Annotated in this window: 14 protein-coding genes; 9 read left to right on the top strand and 5 right to left on the bottom strand. The window is 64.9% G+C overall.

Annotated elements, in window-relative coordinates:
• Window positions 1–184 precede the first annotated feature (184 nt).
• Both dnaA and rpsT read right to left on the bottom strand, forming a co-directional pair.
• On the bottom strand, window positions 185–1,597 hold the full coding sequence (gene dnaA / locus PKE72_RS06215) for a chromosomal replication initiator protein DnaA (protein ID WP_271164497.1): 1,413 nt from the start codon (window positions 1,595–1,597) through the stop codon (window positions 185–187).
• 505 nt (window positions 1,598–2,102) lie between these two features.
• Entirely contained in the window at window positions 2,103–2,372 is a 270-nt protein-coding gene (gene rpsT / locus PKE72_RS06210; protein WP_135194610.1) for a 30S ribosomal protein S20, read from the bottom strand.
• Between the two features lie 196 nt (window positions 2,373–2,568).
• Between rpsT and PKE72_RS06205 the strand changes: the two genes are divergently transcribed.
• Window positions 2,569–5,088, top strand: coding sequence for a tetratricopeptide repeat-containing hybrid sensor histidine kinase/response regulator (locus PKE72_RS06205; protein WP_271164496.1), 2,520 nt, complete (start codon window positions 2,569–2,571; stop codon window positions 5,086–5,088).
• Between the two features lie 3 nt (window positions 5,089–5,091).
• Here the strand turns inward: PKE72_RS06205 and PKE72_RS06200 are convergent, their stop codons facing one another.
• Both PKE72_RS06200 and PKE72_RS06195 read right to left on the bottom strand, forming a co-directional pair.
• Complete coding sequence (locus PKE72_RS06200; protein WP_271164495.1) at window positions 5,092–6,429, bottom strand: sigma-54-dependent transcriptional regulator; 1,338 nt, start codon at window positions 6,427–6,429, stop codon at window positions 5,092–5,094.
• On the bottom strand, window positions 6,429–8,201 hold the full coding sequence (locus PKE72_RS06195; RefSeq protein WP_271164494.1) for a sensor histidine kinase: 1,773 nt from the start codon (window positions 8,199–8,201) through the stop codon (window positions 6,429–6,431). The genes PKE72_RS06200 and PKE72_RS06195 overlap by 1 nt, the downstream gene beginning before the upstream one ends.
• A gap of 311 nt (window positions 8,202–8,512) precedes the next feature.
• Between PKE72_RS06195 and PKE72_RS06190 the strand changes: the two genes are divergently transcribed.
• From PKE72_RS06190 to PKE72_RS06160, 7 genes are all read left to right on the top strand, one after another.
• Window positions 8,513–9,868, top strand: a complete 1,356-nt coding sequence (locus PKE72_RS06190) for a dicarboxylate/amino acid:cation symporter (protein ID WP_271164493.1) — start codon at window positions 8,513–8,515, stop codon at window positions 9,866–9,868.
• A gap of 166 nt (window positions 9,869–10,034) precedes the next feature.
• Entirely contained in the window at window positions 10,035–11,441 is a 1,407-nt protein-coding gene (locus tag PKE72_RS06185; protein WP_271164492.1) for an OprO/OprP family phosphate-selective porin, read from the top strand.
• 89 nt (window positions 11,442–11,530) lie between these two features.
• A complete protein-coding gene (locus PKE72_RS06180) occupies window positions 11,531–13,465 on the top strand; it encodes a methyl-accepting chemotaxis protein (RefSeq protein ID WP_271164491.1) in 1,935 nt (644 codons plus the stop codon).
• A gap of 221 nt (window positions 13,466–13,686) precedes the next feature.
• Entirely contained in the window at window positions 13,687–16,209 is a 2,523-nt protein-coding gene (locus PKE72_RS06175; RefSeq protein ID WP_271164490.1) for a TonB-dependent receptor plug domain-containing protein, read from the top strand.
• Window positions 16,210–16,491: 282 nt separating this feature from the next.
• A complete protein-coding gene (gene gpmA, locus PKE72_RS06170; protein WP_271164489.1) occupies window positions 16,492–17,205 on the top strand; it encodes a 2,3-diphosphoglycerate-dependent phosphoglycerate mutase in 714 nt (237 codons plus the stop codon).
• Window positions 17,202–17,831, top strand: coding sequence for a bifunctional diaminohydroxyphosphoribosylaminopyrimidine deaminase/5-amino-6-(5-phosphoribosylamino)uracil reductase RibD (locus tag PKE72_RS06165; RefSeq protein WP_271164488.1), 630 nt, complete (start codon window positions 17,202–17,204; stop codon window positions 17,829–17,831). Before gpmA ends, PKE72_RS06165 begins: the two co-directional genes overlap by 4 nt.
• Window positions 17,832–17,884: 53 nt before the next feature.
• Window positions 17,885–19,156, top strand: coding sequence for a pentapeptide repeat-containing protein (locus PKE72_RS06160; protein ID WP_271164487.1), 1,272 nt, complete (start codon window positions 17,885–17,887; stop codon window positions 19,154–19,156).
• Between the two features lie 4 nt (window positions 19,157–19,160).
• Here the strand turns inward: PKE72_RS06160 and metK are convergent, their stop codons facing one another.
• A complete protein-coding gene (gene metK, locus PKE72_RS06155) occupies window positions 19,161–20,366 on the bottom strand; it encodes a methionine adenosyltransferase (RefSeq protein WP_271164486.1) in 1,206 nt (401 codons plus the stop codon).
• A gap of 146 nt (window positions 20,367–20,512) precedes the next feature.
• Between metK and PKE72_RS06150 the strand changes: the two genes are divergently transcribed.
• Window positions 20,513–20,896, top strand: coding sequence for a hypothetical protein (locus PKE72_RS06150; protein WP_271164485.1), 384 nt, complete (start codon window positions 20,513–20,515; stop codon window positions 20,894–20,896).
• The last annotated feature ends 12 nt before the right edge of the window (window positions 20,897–20,908 follow it).

Here is a 20,908-nt window from a genome sequence, read left to right as displayed (position 1 = left end):
AGGAGCAAGGAAGGCGACGGAAGCCGTTCACAGATTTCTGTTTCTCCCTCCCCTTCATGGGGAGGGGCGGCGAAGCAAAGCGAAGCCGGGGTGGGGAAGTGTGCAATCGCTCGGGTTCGCACCCTTTCGGCCCCACCCGGATCGCTACGCGATCATCCCTCCCCATGAAGGGGAGGGAGATTCATCAGCCTCGCAGCTTGCGGGTCAGTGCCTCGACGTCGCGGGCGATCTGGTCGTCCTGGCCCATCAGCTCCTCGATCTTGCGCACGCCGTGCAGGACGGTGGTGTGATCGCGCCCGCCGAAGCGGCGGCCGATGTCGGGATAGGAGCGGGTGGTGTGCTGCTTGCACAGATACATGGCCATCTGGCGCGGGCGGGCCACCGAACGAGTGCGGCGCTCGCTGAGCAGGTCGGCCTGTTTCAGGTTGAAGTGGTCGGCGACCGTCTTCTGGATTTCATCGACCGTGATGCGACGTTCCGGTCCGCCGCGCAGGGCCGCGCCCAGCAGGCTGGAGGCCTCATCGACCGAGACGGTGGACAGGCGCGATCCGGCGGCGGCGGCCAGGGTGTTCACGGCGCCTTCCAGTTCACGCATCGAACCGGGGGTACGATCGACCAGTTGGGCCAGAACCTCGGGATTGGCCTCGCCCTGGACGACGCCGAGCGCCGACAGGGCCTTCAGACGGTTCTGAGCCACGGCGATTTTCAGCTCGCGGTCGCCCGCCTCGACCGGGCAGGTCAGGCCGGCGGCCAGATGGCTGCGCAGACGCGGCTCGACCTCGGTCAGGGCCATGGGCGCGCGGTCGGCCGAGAAGACGATCCGTTTGCCGTCCTCGATCAGGGCGGTCAGGGTCGACAGCAGTTCTTCCTGGGTCGAGGTCTTGCCGCCAACGAACTGGACGTCGTCCAGCAGCAGCATGTCGGCCGAGCGCAGGCTTTCCTTGAAGGCGGCGGTCGAACGGTCCTGCATCGCCTTGACGAAGGTGGACAGGAAGCGTTCGGCGGTCAGATAGACGACCTTGGCCTCGGGCCGCAGGCGCTGGGCCTCCCAGGCGATGGCGTTCAGCAGATGGGTCTTGCCGTAGCCGTAGGGGCCGCAGAAGAAGACCGGGTTGAAATGACCGTCGGCCCAGCTGGCGACCTGTTTGGCGATGGCCAGGGCGAAGGCGTTGCCTTGGCCTTCGACGAAGCTGTCGAAGGTCAGGCGGTCCTGGAGACCGGCGGCGCGGACGGCGCGGGCCCCGTCGGCGATAGGGGCGACGGTCGGCGTGGCGAGGGCCGCCAGACGCGGTGTGGCGTCAAGGACATTGCCGGTGATTACGGCCGACGCTGGGGGCGCTGATCCCACTTCCGCGCGGCAGCGAACGTCCAGGCGACGGTTCAGGCCGTCCAGCCCCAGCCACAGTTCGTTCATGCGGCGCAGGGCGTTCTTGCGCACCCAGTCACGGGCATAGGCGGTCGGGGTCACCAGGATCAGCTGTCCGGCGGAATCCATCCGCACGGCGGAGGGCGCGATATAGGACGAGAAGGGGCCGTCGCCGATTTCGGCCCGCAGACGCACAGAGGCCTCGTTCCAAATGCGATCCGGGTCGGTCATGTTCGATCCGTTCACGCCGCTCACTGCCGCCGTCGCACCCCCAACCATAATTCCGCCACCCGATTCAAAAAACTGTTCCGACCTTCAGCACCTCAGGGCGACGGTTCAGGGACGACTTCTCCTGCCCCGAAAAGCGATGCTTTTCGGGCGGGGCCGAGCTCCTGGACAGACATCTCCCGCCAACGCGAAACTATCGTCCCGCGCCGTCTTCATCCGTGTTGGGATGGAAGTGCGTTAGAGGCCAAAACTTACGCCGCACGCCGGTCCGGTCAACGCTGATTCGTTGGTCGATTCGCAGTTAAATTGTTTGACTCCGTCAAACGCTAATCCTGCTTGGGAAATTCCCTGTTTCGGGCGTGTGGAGTCCGTATTCGTGCGTAAAGAGAGTTAATAGCCAAACGCAAAACGGCGAAGGAGCAGATGCTCCTTCGCCGTTGAAAACGCGAACTAATGTCGTAACGGAACGACGACAGCCGCTCCGTACGCTGGGAATCCCTGAAGGGATTTAGGCGGCCGACAGCTTCTTCAGCTGGGCGGCCAGACGCGAGACCTTGCGCGACCCGGTGTTCTTGTGAACGACGCCCTTGGAGACGGCGCGCATCAGCTCGGACTGGGCTTCCACGAAGGCGGTCTTGGCGACGGCGGCGTCGCCGCCGGCCAGGGCTTCCTGGAACTTGCGCAGATAGGTGCGGACGCGCGAACGACGCGCCTTGTTCACTTCGGTCCGCGCTTCGATCTTGCGGATCGCCTTGCGGGCGCCGGGGTTGTTAGCCATTTCAAACCTTCGAACGGAAAACGCCGCGGAGCACACGTCCACGGCGCGGAAATCTCAAGAGGGCGGGCCTATAGCCGAAAGCCCGGAGGCGGTCAACGCGGACTCTGATTTCCGCACCCTCAAGCGTCGTTTGGACGAGGCCGATAAAGCTTATTCAACGAAATGTCGGCCAATATCCGTTCAAATCGGAAGCCGCATGTTCAGATTACCCGTTCTTGTAACCCTCGTTTGCTTCCTTTGGGGCCTTGTCGTCGTCGATGACGCGTCCGCCCAGCAGAACAGCGGGGCGCGCTCGCCTCTTGAGCTGGCCCAGGCGGTCGAGCGACGGGCCGGCGCCACTAATTTCGCAGCGCTGGAAGCCTTCGGGCACGACGCGATGAGGCGCAACGACCGCGAAGGTCTGCAGCGGCTCTATCATGTGGCCTGGATTTTCCTGAACCAGGGCGAGTTCGACAGGGCGGAGATGTGGAACGACCGACTGGCGGCCGCCGCGCGCCATCAGCGGGACCAACGCTACGTCCGGATCGCCCAGTTGAATGGCCTGACGCTGCGCTATGATGAAGGCGAAACCGCCGCCGCCGATGAAATGCGACGGCTGGCAGCGATGGAGCCGGACTGGTTCGCCCGCGTCCACGCGATCCGCATCTGGGCCTTGGCCCTAATGGACCGCGACCAGATCGGCGAGGGATTGAAGCTGCTGGCGGACGCCGACTCCCTCATTCCAGACAAGGCTCCGTATGCACGGGTCGCTCGGGCCGGTCTTTGGGAAATGACGGGCATGGGCTTGATGAAGTTGAACGACATCGACGGGGCCACGGCCGCCTTCGGTCAGTTCGAGATCGACCTCGCCAATCCGGACTATCCACGACCCGACTTCGACGCCATCTACAATCTCTCGCGGCTTTCGGCCCAGTTGGGCGATGCTGAGCAGGCAGAGCGTCTGTATCAGGCCCATCATCGGCTGACCTTGCGCGCGGGCATTCCCAGTCTTGCTGTCTATGACGCCCGGCTATGCGCCATGGCGGCCGAGGCCGCCGATGCGCCGCAAGATGTGCTCCAGTGTTTGGCGCCCTATGGAGAAGGCTTGGAGGAGGCGTCCTTTCTGGCGGCGCAGCTCTTGCCGGTCCGCGCCATAGCCCGCGCCAAGGTCGGCCAGGTCGCCGGCGCGCGCCGGGATCTGGAGCAAATCCGCCGCCGCGCCGCCGTAGATCGCTTCCGGGAGGAGGGGCAGTCGGAAATCACCCATGTGGAGGCCGAGATATTGTTTGCCGAGGGTCGGGCGTCCGAGGCCTTCGTCAAGCTCCGCGATCACGCCCGTCAGGAACGTGTCGCAGACGCTCGTCGGTTCAGCGGCGGCATCCGTCAGGTCACCGGCGACATGCAACAGCAGTTGATGGAGCGTCGCGCCCAACTGGAGACAGCGCGGGCCAACACGCGGCTGCAGGGGATATTGCTCGCCTTCTGCGTCATCTTCGTCCTGTCAGCGGGCGCCGCCCTGTTGTGGATGTGGAGCCAGGCCAAGGATCTACGCGTCGCGCGTCGACGTGCGGAAGACGCCAGCCGGTCCAAGTCCGAGTTCCTGGCCAATATGAGCCACGAGATCCGCACCCCTCTGAACGGCGTGGTGGCCATGGCGGACGCCTTGACGCGCGCCCGTCTGGAGCCGCGCGAGCGAGAGATGGTGGAGGTGATCCAATCCTCTGGCGTAACGCTGGAACGGCTGCTTTCCGACATCCTGGATTCCGCCAAGATCGAGGCGGGGCAGATTGCGCTGGAAAGGTCGATCTTCGATCTGGGCGACACCGTGCGCGGGGCTGCAGCCCTGTACAGGCCGAGGGCTGATGAAAAGGGCGTCGCGCTGAGCGTCCAGGTCGATCCTCTTGGCGAGCGGGCGGTGGAGGGCGACGTGGTCCGGCTGCGCCAAGTGCTGTCGAACCTGATTTCCAATGCGCTGAAATTCACTGAGGCAGGGGCCGTCACCGTCACGGCTGTGCCCGCCGGGGATGATCGTGTGCGGTTCACCATCAGCGACACCGGCTGTGGGTTCGATGACGAGCAGAAGTCGCGCATATTCAACCGTTTTCAGCAGGCTGACGGCTCGATTACACGCCGGTTTGGCGGAACCGGGCTGGGGTTGGCCATTTCGAGAGAGCTGGTCGAGTTGATGGGCGGCGTTCTGGATTGCCAAGGGCGGCCAGGGCAAGGGGCGGAGTTCTGGTTCGAACTTCCCTTGGCTCAACCGCAGACCGAAACGGCCGCAGCCGTCGTGCAAAGCCAGTGCGACACGGGTGATTTCGACGACGTCGCCTTCCCCGCGCGCATTCTTCTGGCCGACGACCATCCGGCGAACCGCAAAGTCATCGAGATCATGCTGGCGGGCATGCCGACCGAACTGATCCTTGTCGAGGACGGGCGGCAGGCTTTGGAAGCGGCCAGCCGGGGTGGTTTCGACCTGATCCTAATGGATATGCAGATGCCGGTGATGGACGGCCTGACCGCCACCGCCGCCATTCGCGCGCTTGAGGCCGAGAATGGTCTGGACCGCACGCCGATCATCATGCTGACGGCGAACGCCCTGCCGGATCATGTCGAGGCCGGACGGGCCGCCGGCGCCGACGGCCATTTGTCCAAGCCGATCACCCTGCTAGGGCTGCTGGACGGCGTGGCGGCGGCGCTGGCCTCGGCGGAACGGATGAAGAGGCCTGTGGCCGCCTGATGTTCAGGCGCGGAAGTCGGCGGGCTTCAACCCGTGGCGCTGGAGCTTGTCGTATAGGGTCTTGCGCGGGATTCGCATTTCTTCGAGCACTGCAACGATGTCGCCGCGGTGGACCTGAAGGGCGCCCCGCAACAGCTCGCCCTCGAACCGGTGCAGCCGGTCGGGCAGACTGAGGCCAGAGTCCTCGACGCCGGATCGGTCCTCAAGGCCCAGGACGACCCGTTCCGCGAAATGGGCCAGTTCGCGAATATTGCCGGGCCAGTCCTCTTCCAGAAGACGCCGGCGGACGCCGTCGGTCACGCTCGGCGGTTCGACGCCGTGGCGGTCTGCGGCGCGGCGCAGGAATTGGGCGAACAACAGGGGAATATCCTCGCGACGCTCACGTAGCGGCGGCACCCGCAGCCGCACGACATTCAGCCGGTAAAAGAGGTCCTCGCGGAAATCTCCCCGCCGCGCCGCCTCGCCCAGATCAATCTTGGCCGAGGCCAGGATCCGCAGGTCCAGCACCCTCGGTTCATTGGCGCCGATCGGGTGAATTTCGCGCTCCTCGAGCACTCGGAGCATTTTGACCTGAACCGCCAGCGGCATGCTCTCGACCTCGTCGAGAAACAGCGAACCATTGTGCGCCCGCTCCACATGCCCGACCCGCCGTCGCATGGCGCCAGCGAAGGCGCCCAGTTCGTGGCCGAACAATTCGCTCTCGATCAAGCCGTCGGGCAGGGCGCCGCAGTTGACGGCGACGAACGGCGCCAGCCGGCGGCGACCGCCGTTGTGCAGGGCCCGCGCCACCGCCTCCTTGCCGACGCCCGTCTCGCCTTCGATCAGCACATCCATCCGGGCGTCGGCGATCTGGGCGATGGTGGCCCGCAGCGCCGTGATGGCGCGCGATGAGCCGGTCAGCGGCAGTTCATGGCCGCCGTCTCCGGCGGCCAGGGCGGCCAGGCGTCGGTTTTCCAGCACCAGGCTGCGCTTCTCCAGCGCTCGGTTCAAGCTGTCCTGAAGACGCTCGAAGGGGAACGGTTTCGCCACAAAGTCATAGGCCCCGTCGTGCATGGCGGCCACCGCGTCGGCGATGTCGCCGTGCCCTGTGATCATGATGACTGGAAGGGTCGGGTCTAGCACCTGAAGCCTGGTCAAAAGCTGGCGTCCGTCCAAGCCGGGCATACGAAGGTCGGTGACGACAACGCCGGAAAAATCAGCGGTCACAGCCTTCAGCGCAGGCTCGGCGGCGGCGAAGGCTTTCACCTCCAGCCCCTCCAGCGTCATACGCTCCACCAGCGCCTGTCGGAAATCGGCGTCGTCCTCGACCAGGGCGACGGTTTGCGAAGAAAACGGCTGCATCAGGCGGCTTTTAGCGAGGCGATGAAGGTTGCGCCCCGGGCCGTGGGAAGCAGGTCCAGCTCGCCTCCGAAACTGGCGATTATGTCGCGGCAGATGACCAGGCCTAGGCCCAGGCCGTTGGCTCGGGTGGTGACGAAGGGGGTGAACAACTGGCTGGCCACCTCGGGCGCGACGCCGGGGCCGTTGTCAGCGAAGATCAGCCGCACCCGCTCGCCTTGGCGTTCCACCGTCAGGACCAGCCGGGCGTCGTCCTGGCCCTCCATGGCTTCGGCGGCGTTCTTGATCAGATTGACGACGACCTGTTCCAGCCGGAATTGATCGGCGAGGATGTTGACGTCGCCGTCGCCGATCCGTTCCAGACTTATCCCGCCTTCCTCGAGCCTTCCACGGGTCAGCTGAAGGCCGCCCTGGATGGCGTCTTCCAGCCGGATTTCGTCGATGCTGGGCGCGGCCTTGCGCGAGAAGAGACGTAGATCCTGGGTGATGGCGCCGATCCGGCGGGTCAGATCGCCGATCTTCCGAAGCGCGTCGCGCGCCTTGTCCGTCTGATCCCGCTCCAGCAACAGGACCGCAGTGTCCGCATGAGTCCAGATGGCGGCGACGGGCTGGTTGATCTCATGAGCCACGCTGGCCACGATCTGACCCAGAGCCGCCAGCTTGCTGGCCTGAACCAGTTCGTCGCGCAGCAACTCCCGGGCGGCTTCGGCGCGCCGACGCTCCTCAATCTGTCGGTTCAGGGCCAGATTGGCTTCGTGCAATTCATGGGTGCGTTCTCGGATGCGGCGTTCAAGCTCCAGACGGCCTTCCTCTTCGGCCCGTGCGCGGGCGATGGCCTGATGACGCCGACGCAACAGCAGGGCTGCAGCGAGAGCGAGCAGGCTGGTGATCAGCAAGGCGAGTCCGCGCCCGCCCGCCACGGCGGTCCCGACCATGCCTCGCTCGGGCGTCAGCAGATGCAGAGTCCATCCCGGCATGGCCGTTCCGGTCTGAGAGTGCATCCAGGTTTGGGGGCGCCCCTCGCCGACGGCTGTGCGCACCAGCCGCGGACGGTCGCCGTCCGGCGTCCGGAAGGGCAGGGGGGCGAGGGCGTCGGGGCGCAGGGTCAGATCGGTCTGGCTGAGACGACGCCGGGTTTCGTCCATCGGTCCCGTGGCGCGGAAACGCCATTCCGGCACGCTGGTCACCAGCACCACGCCGCCCGGATCGGCGACCCAGGCGGGTTCGCCCGAACTGCGCCATTCGGACTCCAATGCGTCGAATTCCAGCTTCAGCACCACGACGCCCAAAGGCGTTCCGTCGCTCGAGTCCACGCGGCGAGAAAGATACAGGCCGGGTCGTCCGCTGCGTGTGCCGAGCGCGTAGAATTCGCCCTTCGCGTCGCGCATGGCGTTGGTGAAATAGGGTCTGAAGTCGTAGCGTATGCCGACGAAGCTGGTCGGCGCCCGCCAATTGCTGGACGCCAGGGTCAAGCCTTTGGCGTCCAGGACATAGATGACGGCTGCGCGCATCTGGATCGCCAGACGCTCAAGCTTGCGATCGACGCGATCCACGGTACGGGCGTCCGGTGCCGCCAGAAGCCTCGCCACATCGGGATCCTCTGCCAGGATGACAGGCGCCGCGCGCTGCTTTTCCAACTCGCTGCGCAACACCGCCGCATGCATGGCGGCGCCGGCGGTCGCCTGTCGCTCCAGTTCTTCGAGCGCGTTACGTCTCGCGGCCTCGCCGGCGACGCCGCCCAGAAAAAGACTCGCCGCCAGCCAAGCGGCGGCCAAGACCGTCCAGGGATTTCTGATAAAACTCGAGGTTCCTTCGAGTATTCTATGGGGCGCGGATGGTTCCATTCCGGATTTGTGCGACATTTCACACAAATCCGCGAGCCTATTGTGCGGCATCTCGCACGCTCTTGTGCGCCCAAGGCTACCATAAAGAATGAGTATCTTTATAAAACAACAGTTTAGAGTATCTGTCGAATGAGCTTGGATGGTTTCAAGCCGTGCGGGACATTTGACCGTGCACCTCGACGTCAGCAGCGGGGGCCGCCGAGGAAACCGCGGGATTGGTCCCGCAACGACAGGAGACTCCCGTGATCGCGATTCCTTCCGCCGCTGAGCCGGCCGTTCGCCGACCCTTCTATCGGCATCTCTATTTCCAAGTGCTGACGGCCATCGTTGCGGGCGCCGTCATCGGGCATTTCTGGCCTGCCTTCGGGGAAAGCCTCAAGCCGTTGGGCGACGCCTTCATCAAGCTGGTGAAGATGATCATCGCGCCGGTCATCTTCCTGACCATCGTCACCGGCATTGCCGGCATGAGCGACATCGGCCGTGTGGGCCGCGTGGCGGCTAAGGCCTTCGCCTATTTCCTGACCTTCTCGACCCTGGCCCTGATCGTCGGGCTGATCATCGCCAACATCGTCCAGCCGGGACGCGGGTTGAACATCGACCCCGCCACCCTGGATGTGGGCGCGGTCGCCAAATATTCCGAGCAGGCGCACGAGACGACCATCACCGGCTTCCTGATGGGCATCATTCCGGACACGATGGTTTCGGCCTTCTCCGAGGGCAATATTCTACAGGTCCTCTTCGTCTCGGTCCTGTTCGGCCTGGCTCTGGCCTTGGTCGGCGACGTCGGCAAGCCGGTGTTGAACTTCCTGGAATCGATCAGCCACGCCTTCTTCAAACTGGTGGCCATTCTGATGAAGGCCGCGCCCATCGGCGCCTTCGGGGCCTTCGCCTTCACCATCGGCAAGTACGGCATCGGCTCGATCGCCAATCTGGCCGCTCTGGTCGCCACTTTTTACATCACCGCCATCGTCTTCGTGGTCGGCATCCTGGGTCTGGTGGCCTGGGCGAACGGCTTCAACATCCTGAAGCTTATCCGCTATTTGAAGGAAGAACTGCTGCTGGTCCTGGGCACTTCGTCCTCTGAAGCGGCGCTGCCTTCGCTGCTGAACAAGATGGAACGCGCCGGCGCGTCGAAGTCGGTGGTCGGCCTGGTCGTGCCGACCGGCTATTCGTTCAATCTGGACGGCACCAATATCTATATGACCATGGCGGCTCTGTTCATCGCCCAGGCGCTGAACATCGACCTGACGCTGGAACAGCAGATTCTCCTGCTGCTGGTCGCCATGCTGTCGTCCAAGGGCGCGGCCGGCATCACCGGCGCCGGCTTCATCACCCTGGCGGCGACCCTGTCGGTGGTCCCCACGGTCCCGGTCGCGGGCATGGCTTTGATCCTCGGCATCGACCGCTTCATGAGCGAGTGCCGGGCCCTGACCAACTTCATCGGCAATGCGGTGGCCACCATCGTCGTCGCCCGATGGGAGGGCGAACTGGACCGGGACGCCCTTAACGCGGCGCTCAACGGCCCGGCCCAACCGATCGCGGCTCAGCCCGATCCCGCCGCCGGGCCGGGTGACAAGGATCTGGTCACCGCCGACTGAATTCCTCCCCGGAAAACAGGCGCCGTTGCGAAAGCGCGGCGCCTGTACTGCATTCGGAACCTGTTCAACCGGCGATACGCAGTTCTGCTTATCTAGGTTTGGCCCTTCGTTAACAGTCAGGCTTTACGTCTGGCGCCAACGATCATTCACTGACGAGTACAGCCCCATGATGATTCAACGCGCCCTGCTGGCAGGTGTCGGCTTCGCCGCGCTAAGCTCGTCAGCCTTCGCTCAATCGGCGGATGAGATCTCCACCCTTCGAGCCCAGGTCCAGGCCCTGTCGGCCCGTCTCGAGCAACTCGAGGCTCAGTCTCAGGCTCAAGCTCAAGCTCAAGCCCACGCCACAACGCAAGCCACGGCGTCCGCAGCGGCGGGAACGCCTTCGCCCGTCGCCGCAGCCGCTCCGCGTCCGGCCGTCCAGGCCGCCAGCGCGCCTTCGCCGGTCGACTGGTCGACGGGTCTGCCTGAACTGCGCAGCCCGGACGGCAGCTTCACCTTCAAGCCGCGTATGCGGATCACTGCAGATCTGTCGAATACCTTCGGTTCCGACTTCGACAGCCGCAACCTGACTACGACCGAACTGCGCGGCCTGCGTATCGGCGGCCAGGGCAAGATCGCCGGCGGCTTTACCTACTGGATCGAAGCCGATCTGGCGGACAACGCCGTAAGCATCGCTAACGCCTTCATGGCCTACAATACCAAGCTGGGCGGCCGCGATCTGGAATTGTCGATGGGCCAACGCCTGAACGACCGCGGCGTCGAAGGCGGTGCGGCTGAAGATCTGACCCCGTTCCTGGAGCGCAGCTTGATGGTCTCGACCATCGGCCCAGAGCGCGGCGCATACGGCGTGGGCGTTTCGTCCAAGCTTACCGGAAGTGTCTGGCATGCCTCGCTTTCGCTGACCGGCGACGCGATCAGCGGCGGCACGACCAACGACAGCGTCACCCTGATGGGCCGCACCCACTGGTCCCCGCTCAAAACCGACAATGGCTTCCTGCATCTGGGCGGTTGGGGCTTTGTTGAAGATCTGACGCCGAACGGCTCGGTGGCGGCGCGCAGCCTGGTCGTCACCTCACGCGGCAACGACAATCTACGTCTCTCGTCGGGAGCTTACGCCGATCCCAAGGGCAGCAAGGGTCTGGGGCTGGAACTGGGCGGCGTGCATCGTTCGGGTTGGCTGATGGCTGAGGGCGGTAAGCGTGTCCTTGAGACCGCCGCTCGCGACTATGACCAGGACGCCTACAGCATCTCCGCCGGCTTCTTCATTACCGGTGAGAAGCCGCCGCTTTCGCCCCGCACCGGCACATGGTCCCGTCCCAAGGTTCTGAATCCCCTGGGCGCTGACGGTTACGGCGCAGTGGAAGTCGTGGGACGCTACGACACCGCCGACTACAGCGACAACCCCGCCGGCGGCGAGGCCGAAACCTGGCTGCTGGGGGTCAACTGGTACCCGACGAACAACACGCGCATTTCCGCGAACTGGAGTGTTTGGTCAGTCGATAGCCCGACAGGGACCTTCGCTGGAGATGACAGCGGCAATACTGCCACCGTCCGCGTCCAGACCGCATTTTAAGTCTAAACATAAACCCGGAACGGCCCGCCGTTTCGGGTTTCTTCATAACTAACGCGCAAGACAGTATTGAGCCGTAACGAGACGATAAAATGAATCCGAAGAACATTCCGATGCAGCGGAAGTTGGCGATCGCCTTCGCCCTTTTGCTGACCGTGGCCGCCGCAATGATCGGCGCCGTGTTCTTCCAGCTGTCCGCCATGAAGACAGCCGCCGAGCTGAACGCAGAGAGCAAGGCGATCATCGACCATACCCACGTTGCCGAGAAAGGCTTCATTCGCCTGAACTCGCAGATGCGCGGCGTGCTGCTTACCGGCAATGCTGATTATCTCGATGTGTATAAAACCGGCTGGGAGCAGTTCGAAGCATCCGTCGCCGCTCTGCTGGCGTCCAATCTCACCGCCGACGAGAAGGCGCTGGTCGACAAGGCTCAGCAGGACGCGGCGGCGTGGCGCACCGAGTTCGGGACGCCGCTGACCGAGGCCGCGCTTGATTCAGCGCGTATCGAAGCCGCGCGGCGCGTCGTGATCGACTCCGGCGACAAGGTTCGGGTGACCCACATCACCAAGGCCATCACCCAGGTCCGCGACATCGAAGTTGAGCGAATGAATCTTCGCGACGCCGAACAGGCGTCGGCGATCACCGCCTCCTTCATCGCCTTGGCCGTCGGCGGGCTGATCCTGGTCGCAGCCGCCGTCTTCCTGGGCGTGCAGCTTTCGATCCTGATGGTCGCCCCGGTCCGCCGTATGACCGGCGCCATGTCGGTCATGGCGCAGGGAAAGCTGGACGTCGCCATTCCTGATACGGACCGCAAGGACGAGGTCGGGGCCATGGCCCAGGCCATGCAGGTCTTCCGAGACAATGGTCTTCGCGCCAAGGCGCTGGAGCAGGAAGCGGAGTCGATGCGTGACGAGTCCGAAGCCGAACGTCGCCGCCGCGAGGCCGCCGCGAAGCAGGAAGCGGCCGAAAACGCCGTCGTTATCGAAAGCCTGGGCAAGGGCCTGTCCGCCCTGGCCGAGGGTGACCTGGTCTATCGCATCGACGCCTCCTTCCCGGAGCGCAGCGAGATTCTGAAGACCGACTTCAACCGCTCGATCGCCCGCCTTGAAGAGACCGTCACCGGCGTGCTCGGCTCGGTCCACGGCATCGACTCCGGCGCCGGCGAGATCAGTCAGGCGTCCGACGACCTGTCGCGCCGCACCGAACAACAGGCCGCCAGCCTGGAAGAAACCGCCGCCGCCTTGGACGAAATCACCGCCACGGTCCGCATGACCGCGGAGGGCGCCACCAAGGCCGCCACTGTGACCAACGGCGCGCGCCAAAGCGCAGAGGCCTCCGGCGCGGTCGTCATGAACGCCGTCCAAGCCATGCAGAAGATCGAGGACGGCTCCCGCCAGATCAGCCAGATCGTCGGCGTGATCGACGAGATCGCCTTCCAGACCAACCTGCTGGCCCTGAACGCCGGGGTCGAGGCGGCGCGGGCCGGCGAGTCCGGCCGCGGCTTTGCCGTGGTCGCCTCCGAAGTGCGGGCCCTGGCCCAGCGCTCGGCCGAGGCCGCCAAAGAGATCAAGACCCTGATCAGCAGCTCCGGCTCCGAGGTCGAGAACGGCGTCCGCCTGGTCAGCGAGGCCGGGTCCGCCCTGCAGGCCATCGCCTCCCAGGTCAACGACATCAGCGCCCTGGTGGTCGAGATCGCGGCCTCCGCCAAGGAACAGGCCACCGGCCTGCACGAGATCAATATCGCCGTGAACCAGATGGATCAGGTCACTCAGCAAAATGCTGCGATGGTCGAACAGGCGACGGCGGCGAGCAATTCGCTGCGCCAGGAGACGGCCGAACTGTCGGCTCAGGTGTCCTTCTTCCAGGTGTCCGGTGGAAAGCCGGGCCGGAAGGCTTCGTCTGCCCAAGGTGGGCCGGCGGGTCCCCCTTCGCGCCCGGCGCCGAGGGTTGAGCAACGCGTCGTCAAGGTCGCGAACGGAGGCCATATCCCAGTGGGGTCGGGTTCTGACGGCTGGGAAGAATTCTGACAGAATATGGAGGGGCGGGGCGCTTGTTCCGCCCCTTCTTCTTTGAAAATGAGACTCCGTTCAAACCCTGTTTAACGTGGGTAAGAGCGGTTTCCGTCGCTGAAGTTTTGTCAGTGTTGAAGGCATGCAACGCTTTCTGAAACTTCATGAATTTAGCCGCTTTCCGGCCATGATTGTCCCGTCCCAAGGGGGCTGATTTCTTTCTCTGGAACACGGTTCTCATGATCCCGACCGCGCTCATGCTGCTCGCACTCGCTCCCACCGCAGGGACTGAAATCCAGTCGCCCCAGCAGGAGGAAGCGACCACCGTCCTGCCGGATATCGAGGTGACTGCGACCAAGCGCGGCGTGGCTCTGGGCGGGCAGGAGCCAATTGTCTCCTATGACTCCACTCAGATCCAGGCCTTCGGCGCCACCAATATCGGGGAACTGGTGACCTTGCTGGAGGCCCAGACCCGCAGCGCGAGGGGCGGCTCTCCAGTCTTTCTTGTAAACGGCCGCCGCATTTCGGGCTTTCGCGAAATTCGTGGCGTGCCGCCCGAGGCGATTGAACGCTTCGAGGTCCTGCCCGAGGAAACGGCCCTGTCTTACGGCTACAGCGCCAACCAGCGCGTCGTGAACATCATCCTCAAGGCCCAGTTCCGTTCACTTACCGCCTCGGTCAATGTCAGCCGGTCTGATCAGGGCGGCAGGACGACGACGGCGAGCGAGAACAATATCCTCAACATCGCCGGGGCGGACCGCTGGTCGCTGGACATCAACGGCAGCAGCAGCAACGCCTTGTACGAGTCCGAAAGGAACATCGATCGAAGCGGGACCGCGCAGCTCGATTCCGTGGGCGACACCGACCTGAACGCCTATCGCACCCTGCAGCCGCGCACGGCCGAGGCCTCGGTGGCTGGAACCTACAAGCACGACCTGAACGATCAAGTCGGAATGACCTTGAGCGGAAGCTTGGAGGACAGCAGCAGCCGCAGCTATCTGGGCTTGCCGGGCGTCAGCCTGAGTCTGCCTGAAGGCAATCCCTGGTCGCCTGACGGCGCGGCTGTCGATCTGTACCGCTACATCGGCCTGCCCGACGCGCTGCAACGCCAGACCAACACGCGGGCTGCGGAGCTGGGCACGGTGTTCGACGGCTATCTGGGCGAATGGCGCTGGACCGCCACGGGCGAATACAGCCGCACCGAGACGGACACCACCACCGGGCGCGGCGTCGATGAGGACGCCCTGCAGGCGGCTATAGACGCAGGCGACACGACCTTGAATCCTTACGAGGATCTGAGCGGGGCGGCCGTCACGGCCGCCCGCGACACCGCCAACTCGGTTTCGCAGTCGCTCGAGGGCGAAGTCGTGCTGAACGGCACGGCCTGGGAGCTGCCTGCCGGCGGCGTCACCACCACCTTCAAGGTCGGGGGCGAGCATCAGTCGTTGGATTCTGAAAGTCTCCGGTCGGGCGTGGCCACCGATCGGTCGCAGTCGCGCGACCTCGGCAGCCTGCAGGCCAATTTCGACCTGCCGATCTCCAGCGTGGATCGCGGCGTCCTGCCGAAGATCGGTGATCTGTCTGCGAATATGAATCTGGCTTATCAAGAGCTGTCGGATTTCGGCGGCGTGTCGGCGCTGGGCGGCGGCCTGAACTGGTCGCCGGTCGCCCGGCTGTCCCTCTCGGCCAACTATTCCGACGAGGACAAGGCGCCGACGATTCAGCAACTTAACGATCCGACCATCTCGACGCCGAACACCGCCGTCTTCGACTATTCGACCGGCCAGACCGTTCAGGTCACCCAGATCACCGGCGGCGACCCGAACCTGAAGGCCGAGAATCGTCGAATCCTTAAGCTGGGCGTCAACTGGCAACCGCTTTCGGCCACCGACCTGCGCCTGAACCTGGCCTATACCCGCACTGAGGCCGAAGACGAGATTTCCAGCTTCCCCGCCATCACGCCTGACTTGGAGGCGGCGCTTCCGGAGCGGTTCACCCGCGCCGACGACGGCACGCTGACGTCGATCGACGCCCGCCCGCTGAACTTCGCCAGCCGAGAGCAGCAGGACGTCCAATGGGGCTTCAACTTCTCCAAACCCTTCGGCAAGGCCAATCCAGCCCTGGCAGGTCAGAGGCCGGGCGGACCAGGGGGGGCGGGCGGTCCGCCTCCGGGCGGCGCGATGCGTATGGGCGGCGGCCCAGGGGGCCCAGGCGGCCCGGGCGGTCCCGGCGGCGGACGGTTGCGCGGCTCCACCGCCCCCAGCATGCAGCCCGGTCAGGGCATGTTCAACTTCTCGCTGACCCACACGTGGCGCGTTCAGGACGAGGTGGTGATCCGCGACGGCCTGGCGCCGCTGGACCTTCTGGACGGGGATTCCATCTCCGGCTCGGGCGGCCAGTCGCGTCACGAGGTTCAGGTGCAGACCGGAATGTTCAAGAACGGCTTCGGCGCCTTCGTCAACGCAAACTGGAAATCGGGCACGACCGTCGAAGGCGATACTGCGGGTTCAGCCAATCTGGACTTCTCCGACCGGACAACGATCAACCTGTTCGCCTTCGCCGACTTGACCCAGCGCACCGCCTGGGTCGAGCGTTTCCCCTTCCTGAAGGGCGCCCGTATCGGTTTGGGCGTGCAGAACATCTTTGACGACCGGATTTCCGTAACCAGCAGCGACGGGGCGACGCCGGTCAACTATCAGCGTGACTATCTGGACCCGCAGGGGCGGGTGTTCCGGATCAACCTGCGCAAGATCCTGTACTGATTGGAAAGGTCAGGGCGGACTCGCGCCGTCTTGCCTTCCGGCCGGCTTGACGAACAATCAGGGCCAGACCACCGCCAGGGCGATCAGGACGGCGACAGCGGCCAAGGCTAGGGGAAAGAACAGACGGTCGGACATGGCGGCAGCCTAGCGGTCGCCCCCAGCGGTCACAAGCCATGCTCGCTCTGCCTTGGCTGTGCGCTGCAACACGGCGGCGCGCGCAAGCCTTGACCGGCTCATGACGGCGGCTTACCCGGACAGACTGTTTTGCCGAGGACCGATCGAATGCCGCGCCTGATCCTGCTCCGCCATGGCCAGAGCCAGTGGAATCTAGAAAATCGTTTCACCGGCTGGGTCGATGTCGATTTGACGGCGGAGGGCGAGGCCCAGGCGCGTCACGGCGGCGAACTGATCGCCGAGGCCGGGTTCACGCCCGCCGTCATGTTCACCTCGGTCCTGACCCGCGCCAAGCGCACCGGCGCCCTGGCGCTGCAATCTGCGGGCCTGACGGATGTGCCGGTCGTCGAGGACTGGCGCCTGAATGAGCGTCACTACGGCGGGCTGACCGGCCTCAACAAGGCCGAGACGGCCCAGAAACACGGCGAGGACCAGGTCAAGGTCTGGCGCCGCAGCTATGACGTGCCGCCCCCGCCGTTGGCGCCCGGCGGAGAGTTCGATTTCAACGCTGATCCCCGCTATGCGGGCAAGGCTATTCCCGACACCGAAAGCCTGAAGACCACCCTCGAGCGGGTCGAGCCCTATTGGGACGCCGAGATTGCGCCGCGCCTGAAGGCCGGCGAAGACGTCCTGATCGCGGCCCATGGCAATTCGCTGCGCGCCATCGTCAAACTGTTGTTCGCGGTGCCCGACGACAAGATTGTCGGCGTGGAGATCCCGACCGGCAATCCGCTGGAGATCGACCTCGACGCCGACCTGAAGCCGACCGCCGCCCGCTATCTCGACGCCGCCCGCGCCGAAGAGCTGCCGGCCGTCGCATGAGCTGGACCGACGCCGATCGCGCCTTCATGGCTCAGGCCATAGAGTTGGCGACCGGCCGTATGGGCGAGACCTGGCCAAATCCCGCCGTCGGCTGCGTCATCGTCAAAGACGGTCGGGTCATCGCCCAGGCCGCCACGGCGCCGGGCGGGCGTCCCCATGCCGAAGAACAGGCTGTTCCCGCCGCCGGCGCGGAGGTTGCGGGCGCAACCGTCTATGTAACCTTGGAGCCGTGCGGCGCTCGGTCATCGGGTCGGCAGTCCTGCGCCCACTTTCTGACCGAGGCCCAGGTTGGGCGTGTCGTCGTGGCCTGTCTAGACCCCTCGCCCTTCGCCGCCGGCCGCGGCACCGAACGCCTGCGCGCCAAAGGCCTCACGGTCGAGACCGGGCTGATGTGCGAAGAGGGCGCGGCCCTTTGCGAGGGTTTCCTACATCGATTGGAGACCGGACGGCCGATGGTGCGGGTCAGCAAGGACGGCGCCGGTTTTGACGGGCGGTTCGCCGCTTCGCCCAAGGCGGATCTGGTGACCGAGCTGAAGCGGCTCGGCGAAGCTGGCTATACGCGTCTGTGGACCTCGCCGGGAGAGCTGGCGGAGGCGCTTCGTGAACAGGGTCTGCTGACCGAGTGACAACCGCCTGTTGCGCAAGGCTTTCTTAAGTCGATCTGCGTTAATCTGGTTCAATGGCCCAGGCAGCTGAACCCATTGTGCGCAAACGCCTGACCCAGGCGGAAGTGGACGTGATCTGCGCCCGTCACGACCGACTGTTCCAGGCCCGCCCCGGCGGCGCCCGCGCGGTCTTCGCCTGGATGGATATCTCCGGCCTGAAACTGACCGGCCGCAACCTGGCGGATGCCGATTTCGCCGCCGCCTGTCTGGAAGGTTGCGACCTGACCGGCGCCAAGCTGGACAACGCCAACTTCTTTGGCGCGGACATGCAGGATGCGGTTTTGGCCGAGTCCAGCCTGCGCCGCGCCGATCTTCGTGGCGCCTGTCTGCGGGGCGCGGACCTGTCCGGCGCTGATCTGTTTGAGGCCGACCTACGCGAGGGCACCATCGCCGCCGCAGACGCGAAACTGGGCTTCAAGGTTATCGAGCCCCGCCATCGCCAGGAGACCGAGGCCACCGGCGCCTGCCTGGCCGGCGCCAATCTTCAACGCTCCAAGATGTCGGGCGTCATCGCGATCAAGGCCGATTTTTCGGGCGCGGTTATGAAGGATTGCAAGATGATCCGCGCCAATCTCAAACAGGCCGACTTCCGGGGCGCCGACTTGGCCGGTGCGGATCTGTCGGGCGCCAACCTGTCCGGCGCCGACATGCGCGACGCCATTCTGGTGGGCTGCAAGATGACCATGTGGTGCGCCGACGGCGCCAATATGGAAGGCGCACTGACGGACAAGAGCACGGTCGGCGAGTCCGTTGACCGAATGCCGGCGGCCGAGATGCTGCGTGTCCATGCACGCTGGTGCGAGACAGGCGGGGCCGAGGGCCAGCCGTCCGTCTTCGATGGGGTCGATCTGCGCCCGCTGAAATCGATCACGGGCCTGAACCTTACCGCCCTGTCGGCAAAGGGGGCGGTCTTCTATGGGTTGGACATGGAGGGGGTGCAGCTTCAGGGCGCGCACCTCGAAAACGCCGACCTGCGCTCAGCCAAGCTTTACCGCGCCGATCTGAGGGGCGCCCGATTGAAGAACGCCAAGCTGAACGGGGCGGACATGCGCGGGGCGCAACTGGGCCCCTTGTTGATCGGTGCGGATCGTCTGCTTTCCGCTGATCTGAGCGGGGCGGTGCTGCGGGGCGCCGACCTTTCGGGCGCCGACCTGCGCCGCGCCGTCATGACGGGCGCGGACCTGGGGCGGGCGATCCTGCACGGCGCCCAGACCCGTCAACTGGACCTTACGGACGCCAATCTGACGGGCGTCTGCGGCCTAGTCCTGGACGACCAGGCCGCCTAAGCCCTTAAGCCAAGGCCTTCAATTGATCGACCAGGTCGGTCTTCTCCCAGCTGAAGCCGCCCTCGGCGTCCGGCGCGCGACCGAAATGCCCATAGGCGGTGGTGCGGGCGTAGATCGGCTTGTTCAGCCCCAGATGGCTACGAATGGCGCGCGGCGTGGCGCCGCCGATCAGGCCCAGCAGCTTCTCTTCCAGCAGGGTTTCGGAGATCTTGCCGGTGCCGTGCAGATCGACGTGGATCGACTGGGGTTTGGCCACGCCGATGGCATAGGAGATCTGGATGGTGCAGCGGTCAGCGAGGCCGGCCGCGACGACGTTCTTGGCCAGGTAGCGGCAGGCGTAGGCCGCCGAACGGTCCACCTTGGTCGGATCCTTGCCCGAGAAGGCGCCGCCGCCGTGGGGCGCCGCGCCGCCGTAGGTGTCGACGATGATCTTGCGCCCGGTGAGGCCGGCGTCGCCGTCCGGGCCGCCGATTTCAAAGATGCCGGTCGGATTGATGTGCCAGACGGTGTCCTCGTCGGTAAAGCCCTCGGGCAGAACCTCCAAGATATAGGGTTTGACGATCTCCGCGACCTGCTCGGAGCTCAGGCCCTTGGCGTGCTGGGTCGACAGGACGATTGAGGCGGCGCGTTTGGGCTTGCCGTCCTCATACTCGATCGTGACCTGGCTCTTGGCGTCCGGCTCAAGCTGCGAACCGCCGGCATGACGCACCTCGGCTAGGCGCTTCAGGATGTTGTGGCTGTACTGCAGGGTGGCCGGCATCAGCTCCGGCGTCTCGTTCGAGGCATAGCCGAACATGATGCCCTGGTCGCCTGCGCCCTCGTCCTTCTCATTGGTCGAGTCGACGCCGACGGCGATGTCGGCGGATTGGGCATGCAGGTAGCAGGCGTATTCGGCCGTTTCCCAGTGGAAGCCGTCCTGCTCATAGCCGATGTCCTTGACCGCCGCCCGAACCAGCGGTTCCAGGCTGTCGATGATGGCTTGAGTAAAAGCTTCGTTCTGTTCCTTCGTGTTGCCCGGCTGGGTGGCGCGTACTTCGCCGGCGAGCACGATCCGCTGGGTGGTGACCAAGGTCTCGCACGCCACGCGGGCTTCGGGATCTTTCGACAGGAAGGCGTCGACGACGGTGTCGGAGATGCGGTCGGCGACCTTGTCGGGGTGACCCTCGGACACGCTTTCCGAGGTGAAGAGGAAGGAGGAACGAGCGGCCAATAGAGGCTCCTGTCTGTGTCAGCCCAACAAACATATAAAGACATGCTTATATGTTCAAGTGATCTTCCGGTCTTTGGCGATTGGGCACACGTCGTATCTGGTTGTCATTGCAAATTCCTCTATGACAAGGGTGGGGGAGTGCGTGAATGCCTGACAACCTGTCGTCGAGAGAGATAGAGTGCGTTCGTCTGGCAGGGCTGGGCCTTGAGGATGCGGAGATTGCCGCGTGCATGGGCCAGTTGCACCGGCGTCAGCCGGACGACGGCCCGGCGTTTTGGACCGGCTGGTTTCTGCCGGCTCCACGTCGTGGCGTCGGGAGAAGATTAGCGGTCGTCGTCGCTGGCGCCGCCGGCGCTCAGGTTCTGGCGCTCGGCGCCCATGCTTCTTCCCTGATGGGGCGGACCTGGTCCATCGTCAGCACGCGCGTGGTGGCCTGGTGGCAATCATGGCTCGCGACCTCTTCGGCATTTGGAACGCGAACGTCGCCCCTCTACGCCAATCAAAAACCAGTTCGCGCCACATCGCGCTAATCTTAAACGCTA

The organism is Brevundimonas intermedia, assembly GCF_027922165.1.
Taxonomy (GTDB): domain Bacteria; phylum Pseudomonadota; class Alphaproteobacteria; order Caulobacterales; family Caulobacteraceae; genus Brevundimonas; species Brevundimonas intermedia.
The sequence above is the reverse complement of the archived record's forward strand: the minus strand, read 5'-3'. Positions and strand labels throughout refer to the sequence as shown.